The organism is uncultured Pseudomonas sp., assembly GCF_913777995.1.
GTDB lineage: Bacteria > Pseudomonadota > Gammaproteobacteria > Pseudomonadales > Pseudomonadaceae > Aquipseudomonas.
In genome coordinates this window covers 211262-227353 of record NZ_CAJYVE010000034.1, presented here as the reverse complement: position 1 = coordinate 227353, position 16092 = coordinate 211262, and the positions used below count along the sequence as shown (strand labels likewise).

The 16092-nt window shown below is 64.7% G+C and carries 14 protein-coding genes; 5 read left to right on the top strand and 9 right to left on the bottom strand.

Going from position 1 to position 16092, the window contains the following annotated elements; all coding sequences use genetic code 11:
- Nucleotides 1-2 precede the first annotated feature (2 nt).
- The 9 genes from prmA to QZ497_RS15440 all read right to left on the bottom strand — a co-directional run bounded on the left by prmA (nucleotide 3) and on the right by QZ497_RS15440 (nucleotide 10638).
- Entirely contained in the window at nucleotides 3-881 is an 879-nt protein-coding gene (prmA, locus tag QZ497_RS15480; protein ID WP_295476598.1) for a 50S ribosomal protein L11 methyltransferase, read from the bottom strand.
- A 189-nt stretch (nucleotides 882-1070) separates the two neighbouring features.
- On the bottom strand, nucleotides 1071-2417 hold the full coding sequence (gene accC / locus QZ497_RS15475; protein WP_295476597.1) for an acetyl-CoA carboxylase biotin carboxylase subunit: 1347 nt from the start codon (nucleotides 2415-2417) through the stop codon (nucleotides 1071-1073).
- 17 nt (nucleotides 2418-2434) lie between these two features.
- Nucleotides 2435-2893: an acetyl-CoA carboxylase biotin carboxyl carrier protein gene (accB, locus tag QZ497_RS15470; RefSeq protein WP_295476596.1), complete on the bottom strand. Its 459-nt coding sequence runs from the start codon at nucleotides 2891-2893 to the stop codon at nucleotides 2435-2437.
- 153 nt (nucleotides 2894-3046) lie between these two features.
- Nucleotides 3047-3499, bottom strand: a complete 453-nt coding sequence (aroQ, locus tag QZ497_RS15465; RefSeq protein ID WP_295476595.1) for a type II 3-dehydroquinate dehydratase — start codon at nucleotides 3497-3499, stop codon at nucleotides 3047-3049.
- A 129-nt stretch (nucleotides 3500-3628) separates the two neighbouring features.
- The gene (locus tag QZ497_RS15460; RefSeq protein ID WP_295476594.1) at nucleotides 3629-5416 is read right to left on the bottom strand and encodes a protein-disulfide reductase DsbD; all 1788 of its coding nucleotides are present in this window, start codon (nucleotides 5414-5416) and stop codon (nucleotides 3629-3631) included.
- A gap of 127 nt (nucleotides 5417-5543) precedes the next feature.
- On the bottom strand, nucleotides 5544-7199 hold the full coding sequence (locus QZ497_RS15455) for a diguanylate cyclase (RefSeq protein ID WP_295476593.1): 1656 nt from the start codon (nucleotides 7197-7199) through the stop codon (nucleotides 5544-5546).
- A gap of 256 nt (nucleotides 7200-7455) precedes the next feature.
- Nucleotides 7456-8952, bottom strand: coding sequence for a CoA-acylating methylmalonate-semialdehyde dehydrogenase (locus tag QZ497_RS15450; protein ID WP_295476592.1), 1497 nt, complete (start codon nucleotides 8950-8952; stop codon nucleotides 7456-7458).
- A 40-nt stretch (nucleotides 8953-8992) separates the two neighbouring features.
- Nucleotides 8993-9292: a cupin domain-containing protein gene (locus tag QZ497_RS15445; RefSeq protein WP_295476591.1), complete on the bottom strand. Its 300-nt coding sequence runs from the start codon at nucleotides 9290-9292 to the stop codon at nucleotides 8993-8995.
- Nucleotides 9292-10638: an aspartate aminotransferase family protein gene (locus tag QZ497_RS15440; protein ID WP_295476590.1), complete on the bottom strand. Its 1347-nt coding sequence runs from the start codon at nucleotides 10636-10638 to the stop codon at nucleotides 9292-9294. The genes QZ497_RS15445 and QZ497_RS15440 overlap by 1 nt, the downstream gene beginning before the upstream one ends.
- A gap of 102 nt (nucleotides 10639-10740) precedes the next feature.
- Between QZ497_RS15440 and QZ497_RS15435 the strand changes: the two genes are divergently transcribed.
- The 5 genes from QZ497_RS15435 (at nucleotide 10741) to speA (ending at nucleotide 16028) form a co-directional block, all read left to right on the top strand.
- Nucleotides 10741-11652, top strand: coding sequence for a LysR family transcriptional regulator (locus tag QZ497_RS15435; protein ID WP_295476589.1), 912 nt, complete (start codon nucleotides 10741-10743; stop codon nucleotides 11650-11652).
- 168 nt (nucleotides 11653-11820) lie between these two features.
- A complete protein-coding gene (locus QZ497_RS15430; RefSeq protein ID WP_295476588.1) occupies nucleotides 11821-12897 on the top strand; it encodes a DUF2333 family protein in 1077 nt (358 codons plus the stop codon).
- Nucleotides 12898-12900: 3 nt separating this feature from the next.
- Nucleotides 12901-13458 carry an NUDIX hydrolase gene (locus tag QZ497_RS15425; protein WP_295476587.1) on the top strand — a complete coding sequence of 186 codons (558 nt, stop codon included), beginning with the start codon at nucleotides 12901-12903 and terminating at the stop codon, nucleotides 13456-13458.
- 163 nt (nucleotides 13459-13621) lie between these two features.
- Nucleotides 13622-13993, top strand: coding sequence for a translation initiation factor Sui1 (locus QZ497_RS15420; protein ID WP_295476586.1), 372 nt, complete (start codon nucleotides 13622-13624; stop codon nucleotides 13991-13993).
- A 121-nt stretch (nucleotides 13994-14114) separates the two neighbouring features.
- Nucleotides 14115-16028: an arginine decarboxylase gene (speA, locus tag QZ497_RS15415; protein WP_295476585.1), complete on the top strand. Its 1914-nt coding sequence runs from the start codon at nucleotides 14115-14117 to the stop codon at nucleotides 16026-16028.
- Nucleotides 16029-16092 lie beyond the last annotated feature (64 nt).

Sequence of the window (16092 nt, the reverse complement as noted above, 5' to 3'; positions counted from 1 at the left end):
GGTCAGCGGCGGCGGCCGGTGATGCGTACCCAGCCATCACGGTCGGCGATCGGGTCGAGGTCGAAGGCATCGGCATAGGCCGCTGCCACTTCTGCGCCTTGTTCAGCGAGGATGCCCGACAGTGCCAGGCGGCCGCCCGGTTTGACCAGGCTGGCCAGCTGCGGCGCCAGGGAAACCAGCGGGCCGGCCAGGATATTGGCCACCAGCACGTCGGCCGGTTCGGCCGGCAGGTCTTCGGGCAGGTACAGCGGGAAGCGTTCGGCGGCGATGCCGTTGCGTCCGGCGTTGTCGCGCGAAGCCTCCAGGGCCTGCACGTCGATGTCGGTCCCCACGGCCTTGGGTGCGCCCAGCAGCAGCGCGGCGATGGCCAGGATGCCGGAGCCACAGCCGAAGTCCAGGACGTTGCAGCCGGCCAGGTCCTGACCGTCGAGCCACTCCAGGCACAGCGCGGTGGTCGGGTGGGTGCCGGTGCCGAAGGCCAGGCCCGGATCGAGCAGCAGGTTCACGGCATCAGGCTGCGGTGCGGCGTGCCAGCTGGGCACGATCCACAGGCGCTGGCCGAAGCGCATGGGCTGGAAGTCGTCCATCCAGCTGCGTTCCCAGTCCTGATCTTCGATGACTTCGGCGCTGTGCTCGGGCAGCTCGGCGTCGGTCAGCAGGCGCAGGTGCGCCAGGGCCAGGTCGGCATCGGTATCGGCCTCGAACAGCGCCAGCAGGTGGGTGTGCGCCCACAGCGGCGTGGTGTTGAGCTCCGGCTCGAAGATCGGCTGGTCCTCCGCGTCCATGAACGTGACCGATACGGCGCCGACTTCGAGCAGGGCGTTTTCGTAGGTCTCGGCTTGTTCAGGGCTGATGGCGAGGCGGACTTGCAGCCAGGGCATGGGGTGTACCTGTGGATATGTCGGGAAAGCCGCGCAGTTTACTTCAGGTTGCTGGCAAAAGCTTGTGAAGGGTGCGCAGGTGGTCGTGTTCGACAGACCGCTTGCCCGGCCGTTCGCCGGCCAGGGGCGGAAAACACACAAGCCCCGGCGAGGCGGGGCTTGTGTGGGGTGCATGCAAGGCAGGGAGAATTACTTCTCGCTGGCCAGCTTGTGCTCCAGGTAGTGAATGTTGACTCCGCCTTTGCAGAAGCCTTCATCACGGGTCAGCTCGCGGTGCAGCGGGATGTTGGTCTTGATGCCGTCTACCACGATCTCGTCCAGCGCGTTGCGCATGCGGGCCATGGCCTCGTCACGGGTGGCGCCCCAGGTGATCAGCTTGCCGATCAGCGAGTCGTAGTTGGCAGGGACCTTGTAGCCGCTGTAAAGGTGCGAATCGACGCGGACGCCGTTGCCGCCCGGCGCGTGGAAGTGCTTGACCAGGCCTGGGCTTGGAATGAACGACTTGGGATCCTCGGCGTTGATCCGGCACTCCAGTGCGTGGCCGTGGATCTTCACGTCGTCCTGGGTGTACGACAGCTTGTTGCCGGCGGCGATGCTGAGCATCTCCTTGACGATGTCGATACCGGTGACCATTTCCGAAACCGGGTGCTCTACCTGCACACGAGTGTTCATCTCGATGAAGTAGAAGCGGCCGTTCTCGTACAGGAACTCGAAGGTGCCGGCGCCGCGGTAGCCGATCTCGATGCAGGCGCGTACGCAGCGGTCGAAGACTTCCTGGCGGGCCTTCTCGTCGATGCCTGGTGCCGGGGCCTCTTCCAGGACCTTCTGGTGGCGGCGCTGCAGCGAGCAGTCGCGGTCACCCAGATGGATGGCGTGGCCCTGGCCGTCGGAGAGCACCTGCACTTCCACGTGGCGTGGGTTGGTCAGGAACTTCTCCAGGTAGACCATCGGGTTGCCGAATGCCGCGCCGGCTTCGGTGCGGGTCAGTTTGGCCGAAGAGATCAGGTCTTCTTCCTTGTGCACCACGCGCATGCCGCGACCACCACCGCCGCCAGCGGCCTTGATGATGACCGGGTAGCCGACTTCACGGGCGATTGCCAGTGCAGTCTCTTCGTCTTCAGGCAGCGGGCCGTCGGAACCCGGTACGGTCGGAACGCCGGCGCGGATCATCGCGTCCTTGGCCGAGACCTTGTCGCCCATCAGGCGGATCACGTCGGCGGACGGGCCGATGAAGGCGAAACCGGATTTCTCGACCTGCTCGGCGAAGTCGGCGTTTTCCGCCAGGAAGCCGTAGCCAGGGTGGATGGCGGTGGCGCCAGTCAGCTCGGCGGCCGAGATGATCGCCGGGATGTTCAGGTACGACTGGGTAGCGATGGCCGGGCCGATACAGACGGTTTCATCCGCCAGGCCCAGGTGCATCAGCTCGCGGTCGGCCGTGGAGTGCACGGCGACGGTCTTGATGCCCAGTTCCTTGCAGGCGCGCAGAATGCGCAAGGCGATTTCGCCGCGGTTGGCGATCAGGACTTTTTCCAGCATCGCAGGGTCTCCCTGGTTCAAACGATGGTGAACAGCGGCTGGTCGAACTCAACCGGCTGACCGTTCTCTACCAGGATGGACTCGATGGTGCCGCTGGTTTCGGCCTGGATGTGGTTCATCATCTTCATGGCTTCGACGATGCACAGGGTGTCGCCCTTCTTGACGGTCTGGCCGACTTCGACGAACGCCGGGGAAGTTGGCGACGGCGTGCGGTAGAAGGTGCCGACCATTGGCGAAGCGACCACGGTGCCGTTGAGTTTCGGGGCGGCCGGTGCGGCGTCGGCGGCTGGAGCGGCAGCAGCAGGCGCTGGCGCGGCAACCGGTGCGGCGGCAGGGGCTGGAGCGTAGTAGGTCTGGGCCGGAGTCTTGCTGTGACGGCTGATTCGTACGGACTCTTCGCCTTCACGGATTTCCAGTTCGTCGATACCGGACTCTTCCAGCAGCTCGATCAGTTTCTTGACTTTACGGATATCCATTAATCATCAACTCCCAAAGGGTTTTCAATGTGCGGTTCGGCAGGCGTCCAGGTCATGCCAGGCTGTTCGACGGCGGGCTGGTTGCCAGCAATGTCGCGCAAACCGTCGTGACGGTCTGCGTTGCCTGACGCGGCGTGGTCACGCTCGTGCCGGTCAAGGCTTGGCGTTCTTGGCCAAATGTTCCAGGGCGGCTTCGAGGGCCATGCGGTAACCGCTGGCGCCGAGGCCGCAGATCACTCCTACCGCAACGTCGGAGAAGTAGGAGTGATGACGGAAAGGTTCGCGTTTATGTACGTTCGACAGATGCACTTCGATGAATGGGATGCTCACTCCCATGATCGCGTCACGTATTGCCACACTTGTGTGCGTGAACGCCGCCGGATTGATGATGATGAAATCCACGCCTTCGCCGCGCGCGGCATGGATGCGGTCGATCAGCTCGTACTCGGCGTTGCTCTGCAGGTACATCAGATGATGGCCGGCGTCGCGGGCCCGCTGCTCGAGATCCTGGTTGATCTGGGCCAGGGTCGTGGTGCCGTACACGCCGGGTTCACGGGTGCCCAGCAGGTTCAGATTCGGGCCGTGCAGGACCAGCAAGGTCGCCATCGTCAGTTCCTTTTTGTTGTTCACGAACGTTTGGTGCCCGCGACTATGCCGCAAGGGGCTTTAACTGTCCAGTTAACAACAGTAGCCAACACGATAAGCGATATTCGCGAAAAGTTTGTGACCCGGACGTTAAATCTGGTCATTTGCCCCTTTCAGACGCTCGATCAGGCCCTGAGCGTCGATTTCGCCGACAACCCGCACGTTTTCCAGCTCTTCGCCGCTTTTGCTGAAAAATAGCAGTGCGGGAGGGCCGAAAAGTTTGTAGCGATCAAGCAGGGCGCGTTGCTCCGCATTGCTTTCGGTCACATCCATGCGAATTCGCTCCAGACCCGACAGGCGGGCCTGCACGGCAGGATCGGGGAGTACTTCGTGCTCGATGACTTTGCAGCTGATGCACCAGTCGGCGTACCAGTCCAGTACCAGCCCCCGGCCTGCGTCACGGGCCTGCGCCAGCGCCTGGTCCAGTTCTGCAGCGGTGCGCACGGTCTGCCACTGGCTGGCCGGCTGCGCACCTGGCGATGCTACCGCCACGACCTGGGGGTGGCCTAGCGGGCGCAGGGGATCGGTTTCACCCTTGAGGGCGCCGTACCAGCATGCCAGAGCGTAGACCAGTAGAAACAGGCCGAGTAGTTGCGCGAGGGTTTGCCGGGTGGTTTTTTCGCTGAAATTCAGTGTGCCGAGGAACAGCGCCACCCCGGCGGCCAGCAGGCCGATCAGCAGCAAGGTCAGCGCGCCGGGCAGGACGCGACTGAGCAGGCCGATGGCCAGGCCCAGCAGCAGTACGCCGATGGCGTTCTTCACGGTGACCAGCCAGGCGCCGCTCTTGGGCAGCCAGGCCGCGCCGCCGGTGCCAACCAGGATCAGCGGCAGGCCCATGCCCAGGCCCAGGGCAAACAGCTTGAGCGCGCCGCCCAGGGCGTCGCCGGTGGCGCTGATGTACAGCAGCGCGCCGGCCAGCGGTGCCGACACGCAGGGTGAAACCAGCAGGCTGGACAGCACGCCGAGGACCGCTGCGCCCCACAACGAACCGCCCTGGGTCTTGCCAGCCAAGCGGTCGAGGCGCGAACTCAGGGCCTGCGGCAGGCGCAGTTCGAAGGCGCCGAACATCGCCAGGGCGAAGACCACGAAAAACAGCGCGAAAGGCACCAGCACCCAGGCCGATTGCAGGCGTGCCTGCAAGTTCAGGCTAGCGCCGAATACGCCCATCAGTGCGCCCAGCACCGCGAAGCAGGCGGCCATTGGCAGTACGTAGGCCAGCGACAGGCTCAGGCCACGCAGGCCACCGACCTGGCCACGCATCACCACGCCGGACAGGATCGGCAGCATGGGCAGTACGCAGGGGGTGAAGGTCAGGCCGATACCGGCCAGCAGGAACAGCGCCAGTTCCTTCCAGCTCCAGGAAGCCGTTGCGGGGTGTGGGGCTGCGGCGCTGAGGGCGCCGCCGGCCGTGTCGCCGTCGATGCTCAGGCGCTCGGTTTCCGGCGGGTAGCACAACCCGTGGTCGGCACAGCCCTGGTAGGTGACCGCCAGGGTGAAGCCGCGCCGCTCTTCGGGCTTGCGTGGCAGTTCGATGTCGAGAATGCCGTGGTAGACCTCGACATCACCGAAGTATTCATCGTGCTTCTGCTCGCCGTCCGGCAGGCGCGCCTCACCCAGACCGATGTCGGCAGGCTCGGTGCGGAACTGGAAGCGATGGCGGTACAGGTAGTAGCCGTCGGCGGCCACCAGGCGCAGCTTGATGCTCTGCTCGGTGGTTTCGACCAGGCTGAGCTGGAAGGCCTGGCGCACGGGGAGAAATTGCTTGCTGTTATCCAGCGTCGAACCGCCCAGGGTGGCGGAGGGCCGGCTGTCCAGCAGGCTGGAGGCATGGACGGGCAGGGCGATGAGCAACAGCATCATCAGAAGCAGGCGGCGCATGGCAACCTCGGGTCGCGGAAGATCGGCGCATGATAACCAAGTGTGCCGATGCCTGCTGGATGCAGATGTGTAAGAGCAAATGTTGGCTGCGCTGCCCGGTGCGACGACGCCGAACTGTCATCCGCGCTCAGGCGTCGACCGCCGGCAGTTCGACATGATAAGGCGCGGCGTTGAGCGCCGACTGCACCTGGTTGCGCCCGGCCTTCTTGGCCCGATACAGCGCCCCGTCTGCCTGGGCGGCGAGGGTCTGGCTGTCGTCCTGCGTCCCGAGGGTCACCAGGCCGGCGCTGAACGTACAGGCCAGGCTCACCGGGTCGGCCGGATAGCGGATTTCCGAGAAGCGCTGGCGAATCTCTTCGAGCACCTTGTGGGCATTGACCAGCTCGGTATCGGGCATGACGATGGCGAACTCTTCGCCGCCGTAGCGGCCGATCAGATCGTTCTTGCGCAAGCGTTGCTTGAGAAACAGCGACAGACTCTTGATCACCCGGTCGCCCATGGGGTGGCCATGGCTGTCGTTGACCCGCTTGAAGTGGTCGATGTCGAGCATGGCGAAGCACAGCGGCCGGTTGTCGCGCCGCGCCTGGAAGCAGCTGTCGTCGAGCAGCTGCAGGATGTGCGTGTGGTTGTACAGGCCGGTAAGGCTGTCGCGCACCATGCGCGCCTTCAGGCGGCGGGCGCGGGCGGCACGGTTGCGCACCGTGCTGACCAGGTGCCGGGGCTGGATGGGCTTGGTCAGGAAGTCGTCACCGCCTTCGCTCATGGCGTCGAGCTGCTTGTCCAGGTCGTCTTCGGCAGACAGGTAGATGATCGGCACGCTGACATAGCGGTCGTTGTGGCGAATCACCTTGGCCAGTTCGGGACCGGTGCAACCGGGCATGTACATGTCGAGGATGATCAGGTCGGGCTGGAAGTGCGACAGCTCGGTCATGGCCTGGATCGGGTCGAGCAGGATGCGCGTGACGATTCCGGCATTGTTGAGCACCCGCTGGGTAAAGGCGGCCTGGGCTCGTGAGTCGTCGACGATCAGCACCTTGATCGGGTCGTAGCGATCGGCACGGCCAAGCAGTTCGATCTTTTCCAGCAGCACCGATGCGTCGAGCGTGCCGCAGAGAAAGTCCTGGCCCCCCGAGCGCACGGCGGCCAGGCGGGTCGGGGTGTCGGCGTCGGTCTCGCTGAAGAACAGCAGCGGCAGGGTATTTTCCAGCCCTTGCTGAATGCGCGCCGCCAGGTTCAGGCCTTCGCCGCGGCCGGCGAAGTCCACGTCCATGACCATCGCCGCCGGCAGGCATTGCTGCAGTGCCGCGCCCACGCAAGCGATGCTCTCCAGTGCCAGGGCCGACCAGCCGAAGAACTCCAGCTGACGAGCCAGCTGCTCGCCGGCTTCCTGATCCTGTAGCGCGATGTACACCGGTTTGCGCAGCGGCGGCAGCACCGTGCGCTCCAGTTGGTCGCCCTGGCGCAGGCCGGTCTGCGACAAGGCTTGCATCAGGTGGCTGAGCTGGTTGATCAACTCGCTGTTGAGCCGCCCCCGGTTGGCCTGCATGGCGTCGAGAAGCTCGTTGAGTTGCTGGGCGAGGCGGATGTGCTCGGGCTGCTCGAAACGTTCCGCGAAGCGTAACAGGCCCAGGCTGGCCTCACGCAGTTCGGCCTGGTCCTCGGCGCTCCATTCGCGACGATGCAGGCGTTGCCAGATCTCCAGGATCTGCCGCGCCTGGTGAATGACCCGTTGGGCGAAATGGTGCTTGAGACGCTCGCGACTGGGGTCAAGTGCTTCGGTCATAGGCTGGCGTCTGCTGGGCGGCTGAGGAACGTTGATGGCCGCATGCTATCACCGTGCTGGCGGCTGTGGCGCGCTGCAAGTCAACAAATTGTCAAAAAAATGCTGTCCGTTTTTCGGCGGTTCGCAATGTTTTCGACCATTTTCATTGGAATCAATGGCTTAGCCGCTACTGCCGTTCATCGCGCAAAAAAAGGCCGCCCGGTAGTAGGCGGCCAATCGGGGTCGAACAGGTTAGGCGACGGCTTTACGCGGGGTTTCAGCCGTTGCTGGGGAAGGCGAACTGCGCCGCTTCATGGCTGGTACGCTGCGGCCAGCGCTGGGTGATGGCTTTCTTGCGGGTGTAGAAACGCACGCCATCCGGGCCGTAGGCGTGCAGGTCGCCGAACAGCGAACGCTTCCAGCCGCCGAAGCTGTGATAGCTCACCGGGACGGGCAGTGGCACGTTGACGCCGACCATGCCCACTTCGATCTCGTCGCAGAACAGCCGCGCCGACTCACCGTCACGGGTGAAGATGCAGGTGCCGTTGCCGTATTCATGGGCATTGATCAGGGCGATGGCCTCTTCCAGGCTGTTGACGCGTACCACGCACAGCACCGGGCCGAAGATCTCTTCCTTGTAGATGCGCATTTCCGGGGTCACGCGGTCGAACAGGGTGCCGCCGACGAAGAAGCCGTTCTCGTTGCCGGCCACCTGGTAGCCACGGCCGTCGACCACCAGCTCAGCGCCGTTGGCCAGGCCGTCGTCGATGTAACCGACCACCTTGTCACGCGCTGCCGCTGTCACCAACGGGCCCATGTCCAGGCCGCTGCAGGTGCCGGCGCCGATTTTCAGGGCCTTGATCTGCGGCACGATCTTCTGCACCAGGGCGTCGGCGATCGCGTCGCCCACGCACACGGCCACCGAAATGGCCATGCAGCGCTCGCCGCACGAGCCGTAGGCCGCACCCATCAGAGCGCTGACCGCGTTGTCCAGCTCGGCATCAGGCATCAGCACCGCATGGTTCTTGGCGCCGCCCAGGGCCTGCACGCGCTTGCCGCGCTTGGTGCCTTCGGCATAGATGTATTCGGCAATCGGGGTCGAGCCGACGAAGCTCAAGGCACGGACTTCCGGCGCTTCGATCAGCGCGTCCACGGCTTCCTTGTCGCCGTGCACCACGTTGAGCACGCCTTTGGGCAGGCCCGCTTCGTGCAGCAGCTCGGCGATCAGCAGGGTCGAGCTGGGGTCGCGCTCGGAAGGCTTGAGAATGAAGCAGTTGCCACAAACGATGGCCAGCGGGTACATCCACAGCGGCACCATGGCCGGGAAGTTGAACGGGGTGATGCCGGCGACCACGCCGATCGGCTGCAGGTCGCTCCAGGCATCGATGTTCGGGCCGACGTTGCGGCTGTACTCGCCCTTGAGAATCTGCGGGGCGGCAGTGGCGAACTCGACGTTCTCGATGCCGCGCTTGAGTTCGCCGACGGCGTCTTCCAGGGTCTTGCCGTGCTCTTCGCTGATCAGCTGGGCGATGCGCGCTTCATTGGCTTCCAGCAGTTGCTTGAAGCGGAACATGACCTGCGCGCGCTTGGCCGGTGGGGTATTGCGCCAGGCCGGGTAAGCGGCCTTGGCCGCGTCGATGGCCTGCTGCACGGTGGCACGGCTGGCCAGGCCGAGGCTGTGGATAGCCTCGCCGGTGGACGGGTTGAAGACGTCGGTGGTGCGGCCTTGCGCGACGACGTGTTCACCGTTGATCAGGTGCGCGATGGTGCTCATGCGTTGGGTTCCCGTAATGCGTGTTGTTCGGGCCGCGCCTTCAGAGTTGCGGCCGTTTGAGTTCGGTTTCGACAAAGATCACCGGGTGGTCACTGGCATTGACCACGTTGTGATCGACGCCGGCCTTGCGAAAGTAGGACTGCCCAGCGACCAGCGGGGCGAAGCGGTCGCCCTGCGGGGTTTCCAGCAGCAGCGTGCCGTCGGTCATCGGCACCACCACGTAGTCATAGCCGTGGCAGTGCCGGCCGGTTTCCGCGCCGGGCGCGAAGCGCCATTCGGTGACCACCACTTCGGCGGTGTCGACCTGGACCGTGGCGATCGCCTTGGGGCGCAGGCTCATCAACTGACGCCTTGCAGGGCCTGGCCGACGGCGTCGAAGACGCGGTCGAGGTCTTGCGGCTTGGCGTTGAAGGCCGGGCCGAACTGCAGGGTGTCGCCGCCGAAGCGCACATAGAAACCGGCTTTCCACAAGGCCATGCCGGCCTCGAACGGACGCACCACCGGGTCGCCGTCACGCGGTGCCAGCTGCAGGGCGCCGGCCAGGCCGCAATTGCGGATGTCGACCACGTGTTGCGCGCCTCTCAGGCCATGGATGGCCTTCTCGAAGTAGGGCGCCAGCTCGGCGGCCTGCTGAATGAGGTTTTCCTTTTCCAGCAGTTCCAGCGAGGCGAGACCGGCGGCGCAGGCCACCGGGTGGGCCGAGTAGGTGTAGCCGTGGGCGAACTCGACCGCGTGCTCGGGCAGCGACTGGCTCATGAAGGTGTCGTAGATCTCGCGGCTGGCGATCACCGCGCCCATGGGGATGGCGCCATTGGTGATCTGCTTGGCGACGTTCATGATGTCCGGGGTCACGCCGAAGTACTCGGCACCGGTCCACTTGCCCATGCGGCCGAACGCGGTGATGACCTCGTCGAAGATCAGCAGGATGTTGTGCTGGTCGCAGATTTCTCGCAGGCGCTTGAGGTAGCCCACAGGCGGCACGATGACACCCGCCGAACCGGACATCGGCTCGACGATCACCGCGGCGATGTTCGAGGCGTCGTGCAGTTCGATCAGCTTGAGCAGCTCATTGGCCAGGGCCACGCCGCCAGTGGCGGCCGCGCCTGGAGTGAACGCCAGGTCCGGTTGCAGGGTGTGCGGCAGGTGGTCGACGTCCATCAGTTGGCCGAACATCTTGCGGTTGCCGCCGATGCCGCCCAGCGAAGTGCCGGCGACGTTGACGCCGTGATAGCCACGGGCGCGGCCGATCAGCTTGGTCTTTTGCGGCTGGCCTTTCAGGCGCCAGTAGGCGCGGGCCATTTTCACCGAGGTGTCGGCGCTTTCCGAGCCGGAGCCGGTGAAGAACACATGGTCCAGGCCGGCTGGGGTGTGCTCGACCATTTTCTCGGCCAGGCGGAACGACAGCGGATGGCCGTACTGGAAGCCCGGCGAGTAGTCCAGGGTGCCCAGCTGTTTGGCTACCGCCTCCTGGATTTCCTTGCGCGAGTGCCCGGCACCACAGGTCCACAGGCCCGACAGGCTGTCATAGATCCTGCGCCCCTGGTCGTCGGTCAGCCAACTGCCTTCAGCGCTGACAATCAGTCGCGGGTCGCGCTTGAAGTTGCGGTTGGCGGAGAACGGCATCCAGTGCGAGTCCAGCTTGAGCTGGCTGGCCAACGGCGGGGTTTGCTGCAGGATCTGGTTCATGGCGGGGCGAATCCTGTTGTTGGGGATGGGCAGAGCTTGTGCTTGGGCGATGGGTGGGTTAAATCCATTTTTTCTCACGTTCAGTTATTGGAAAACTCACCCATGTCGCGCCAGCCTCCTTTCAGCCAGGTCAGTGATTTCGACCTGCGTTTGCTACGGCTTTTCAAAACGGTAGTCGAATGCGGCAGTTTTTCCGCTGCCGAGGGCGCACTGGGCATCAGTCGCTCGGCCATCAGCCTGCACATGAGCGACCTGGAGAAACGTCTGGGTATGCGCCTGTGCCAGCGCGGGCGCGCCGGCTTCGCTTTGACCGACGAAGGCAGCGAGGTGCTGCGTGCCAGTGAAACGCTGCTGGCGGCCATCGAGGGGTTTCGCAGCGAGGTCAACCTGCTGCACCGGCAACTGCGTGGTGACCTGAACATTGGCATCGTCAACAACCTGGTGACGCAACCGAAGATGCGCATCACCCGCGCGCTGAAGGCCGTACGCGGAGCCGGCGCCGGGGTGCGTATCAACCTGAGCATGAGCACCCCTGGGGAGATCGAGCGTGGCCTGCTCGACGGGCGTCTGCATGTCGGTGCCATTCCGCTGATCTCGCCGCTGTCGGGCCTGGACTACACCCAGTTGTACGAGGAACGCTCCAACCTTTACTGCAGCCATGAACACCCGTTGTTCGCACGGGCGGCTCAGGTGACCGACGAAGAGCTGCTCAGCGCCGACGCCGTGGTGCCCAGCTACCGCATGCCGGTGGAAGCCATCGGCCTCTACCAGTTGCTCAACTGCGTAGCTTCGGCCAGCGACCGTGAAGGCATCGCGTTCCTGATCCTGACCGGCAGCTACATCGGCTTTCTGCCCGACCACTACGCCGCCGCCTGGGTGGAAAAGGGCCTGATGGCGCCCATGAGCCCGCACCGCCTGTCATTCGACACGCGCCTGGCCGTCGCCACCCGCAAGGGGCGTCGGCAGAACCTGGTGCTGGACCGCTTTCTCGAAGCGCTGCAGCACACGCAATGAGTACGCTGCAACGCAGGCAGCCCCGTTCGCCGATAGCGACGCCCAGTCGCCGGTCAGCGACAGGCACACAGAAAAAGCCGTCAACCGGTGATCGTGGGATGCACCTTGGGGTAAGGTTGCGGTCACACTCCCTGAGCACTGTTTATCAAGACCGAAAGGACACCTGACATGCTGGATTGGAAGAACCGGGCAGGCAGCGCACAAGAACGGCCCGCCGACACTGCAACGGTCAAGCGCCGCGGCTACCTGGGCAGCATTTTCTTCAGCCGTGCGCTGGGCCTGCTGGTACTGGTCTACCTGCTGATCACCCTGCTGATCGGCTGGTACTGGAGCAAGGAGCCAGCCCTGTTCCCGGTGCAGCAGAATGCCCAGGCGGCTGCCGAGCGCGAAGGCAAGCAGATGGTGATCGGCTACACCACCGTGGAAACCCTCAAGTCGGTGACCGCCACGCTGCTCGACAAGCCGGGCGGCTACCTGTCCAACGACCGCATGCCACCCGGCGTGTGGCTGGACAACATGCCCAGCTGGGAGTACGGCGTGCTGGTCCAGGTGCGTGACCTGAGCCGTGCGCTGCGCAAGGACTTCGCCCGCTCGCAGTCGCAATCGGCCGAAGATGGCGACCTGGCGCGCGCCGAGCCGCTGTTCAACTTCGACAGCCGTAGCTGGCTGATGCCCTCCAGCGAGTCGCAGTACCGCGAAGGCATCAACGCACTGAGCCGCTACCAGGCGCGCCTGAGCGATCCGAACCAGAAGACCGCGTATTTCTATGCCCGCGCCGACAACCTCAACAACTGGCTGGGTGACGTCGGCACCCGCCTGGGCTCGCTGTCCCAGCGTCTGTCGGCCAGCGTCGGGCGGGTCAAGCTCAACGCCAACCTGAAGACCGAGAGCCTGGCGCTCAAGCCCGGTGAGGTGCCGCAGGTCGACGAGGAAATCGTCGAGACCCCATGGATGCAGATCGACAACGTGTTCTACGAGGCCCGTGGCCAGGCGTGGGCGCTGTCGCACCTGCTGCGTGCCATCGAGGTGGACTTCGCCGACGTGCTGGCCAAGAAGAACGCCACGGTCAGCGTGCGGCAGATCATCCGCGAGCTGGAGGCCTCCCAGGAGGCAGTGTGGAGTCCGATGATCCTCAACGGCAGCGGCTTCGGCGTGCTGGCCAACCACTCGCTGGTCATGGCCAACTACATTTCCCGCGCCAACGCTGCCGTCATCGACCTGCGCCAGCTGCTGTCCCAGGGCTGAGTCGTGAGTTCTTCCCTCGACATCTCTGCGCAAGAGGCCGCCCACCGGGCGGCTTCGGACGCCGAGCGGGTGGCCTGGGTCGATGAACAGGATCGCTTGCTTGGCGGTGTGCCGCGTGCCGAGCTGCGCGAGCGCGGGCTGATCGGCCGCGGTACGTTCATTCTGCTGTTCAACACCGCCGGCGAGCTGTGCGTGCACCGCCGTACCCTGAGCAAGGCCGTCTATCCCGGATACTGGGACGTTGCCGCTGGCGGCATGGTCGGGCCGCAGGAGAGTTACGCCGAGTCCGCCGCCCGCGAGCTGGAAGAGGAGCTGGGTGTTGCCGGCGTATCCCTGCGCGAGCATGGCCGCTTTCTCTTCGATGAACGTGGCAACCGCCTGTGGTGCGCGGTGTTCTCGGCGGTTTCGGACAGCCCGCTGCGCTTGCAGCCCGAAGAGGTACTGGAAGCGCGCTTCCTGGCTCTGGACGAGGTGCAGCGCCTGGCCCGTGAACAGCCCTGCTGCCCGGACTCCCTGGTGGCCCTGGCCACCTATCTGCAACAAGTCGCAAAAGCTCAGTAAATTGGCGCATTCCCACCCTTAGCAAGCAGGTGGTTTGCCGTTACACTGCGCGGCCTCTGGGGCCGTAAGCGCCCTCTTTAGTGCTGCCCCTGCCCGAGTGGGGCTTCGCCGCCGATGCCCAGTGCATCGGCTCATCATCAGGTCCTCAAGCAGAGGATTTCCCATGGCCAAGAAAGCCACTTCCTTCGCAGCCCTTGGCGGCCTGGTGTATTCCACCGATGCCGGGCGCCATTGCCCTGATTGCAGCCAGCCCGTCGATGCCTGCATCTGCAAACAGACCGTCGTCCCCGCTGGCGATGGCATTGCGCGTGTGCGCCGTGAAACCAAGGGCCGTGGTGGCAAGACCGTGACCACCGTCAGCGGCGTGCCGCTGGCCGAAGACGCCCTCAAGGACCTGGCCAAGGCGCTCAAGCAGCGCTGCGGCACCGGCGGCTCGCTCAAGGACGGCGTGATCGAGATCCAGGGCGATCATGTCGAACTGCTGGTGGCCGAGCTGGTCAAGAAAGGTTTCAAGGCGAAGAAATCCGGCGGCTGAGCCGGATTCTCAAAGCGCCAGGGCCGCAGGCCTGGCGGCCGCCAAATCGTAATTTGCGCACCCTACACTGCGCCCAGTCGGCCCCGTGCCGATGTCACCGACTTATCTATAGGGGACTTCGATGTCCGTACGACGCACACGTAAAGACGATGGCAGCCAATGGACCGTTGCGGACAGCCGCAGCGTTTACGGAATCCGCCATTGGGGCGCCGGTTATTTCGCGATCAACGACGCAGGTCGCGTCGAGGTTCGTCCCAACGGTGAAGGCAGCACGCCCATCGACCTCTACGAGCAGGTCGACAACCTGCGCAAGAGCGGCCTGAGCCTGCCGCTGCTGGTGCGCTTCCCGGACATTCTGCAAGACCGCGTACGCCAGCTCACCGGCGCGTTCGACGCCAATATCGCGCGCCTGGAGTACCAGAGCCGCTACACCGCGCTGTACCCGATCAAGGTCAACCAGCAGGAAGCGGTGGTGGAGAACATCATCGCCACCCAGGACGTCTCCATCGGCCTGGAAGCCGGCTCCAAGCCGGAGCTGATGGCCGTGCTGGCGCTGGCGCCGAAGGGCGGCACCATCGTCTGCAACGGCTACAAGGACCGCGAGTTCATCCGCCTGGCGCTGATGGGCCAGAAGCTCGGCCACAATGTGTTCATCGTGATCGAGAAGGAGTCCGAGGTCGAACTGGTCATCGAGGAAGCCGCCGACCTGAAGGTCGCGCCCCAGGTCGGCCTGCGCGTGCGCCTGTCGTCGCTGGCGTCGAGCAAATGGGCCGACACCGGCGGCGAGAAGTCCAAGTTCGGCCTTTCGGCGGCGCAGCTGTTGTCGGTGGTCGAGCGTTTCACCAAGGCCGGCCTGGACCAGGGCATCCGCCTGGTGCACTTCCACATGGGCTCGCAGATCGCCAACCTGGCGGACTACCAGCACGGCTTCAAGGAAGCCATCCGCTACTACGGCGAGCTGCGCAGCCTCGGCCTGCCGGTGGACCACATCGACGTCGGCGGCGGCCTGGGCGTGGATTACGACGGCACGCATTCGCGCAATGCCAGCTCGATCAACTACGACATCGACGACTACGCCGGTGTGGTGGTGGGCATGCTCAAGGAGTTCTGCGATGCCCAGGGCCTGCCGCACCCGCACATCTTCTCCGAGAGCGGCCGCTCGCTGACCGCCCATCACGCCATGCTGGTGGTGCAGGTCACTGACGTCGAACGGCACAACGACGACGTGCCGGAGATCGCCGACAAGGAAAGCCTGCCGGAAACCGTGCAGTGGCTGATCGACCTGATCGGCCATAACGACATCGAGATGGTCACCGAGACCTACTGGCGCGCCACCCACTACATGAGCGACATCGCCGCGCAGTACGCCGATGGCAAGATCACCCTGGCCCAGAAGGCCCTGGGCGAGCAGTGCTACTTCGCCCTGTGCCGCCGCCTGCACAACTCGCTGAAGGCGCGCCAGCGCTCGCACCGCCAGGTGCTCGACGAACTCAACGACAAGCTGGCCGACAAGTACATCTGCAACTTCTCGGTGTTCCAGAGCCTGCCCGACACCTGGGCCATCGGCCAGGTCCTGCCGATCATCCCGCTGCATCGCCTGGATGAAGAGCCGGTACGCCGCGCGGTGCTGCAGGACCTGACCTGCGACTCGGACGGCAAGATCAACCAGTACGTCGACGAGCAGAGCATCGAGACCAGCATGCCCGTGCATGCCCTCAAGGACGGCGAAGACTACCTGCTGGGCATCTTCCTGGTCGGCGCCTACCAGGAAATCCTCGGCGACATGCATAACCTGTTCGGTGACACCGACTCGGTGAACATCTACCAGAACCAGGACGGCAGCGTGTACCACGCCGGTATCGAGACCCACGACACCATCGAGGACATGCTGCGCTACGTGCACTTGTCGCCTGAAGAGCTGATGACCCACTACCGCGACAAGGTCGCCAGCGCGCGCATCACCCCGCGTGAACGCACTCAGTACCTGGACGCCCTGCGCCTGGGCCTGACCCGCTCCTCCTACCTGTCGTCCTGATCCACACCACAGAGCCGCTCCGACCGGGCCTCCATGGCCGGGTGGGGGCGGTTTGAGCGACGAG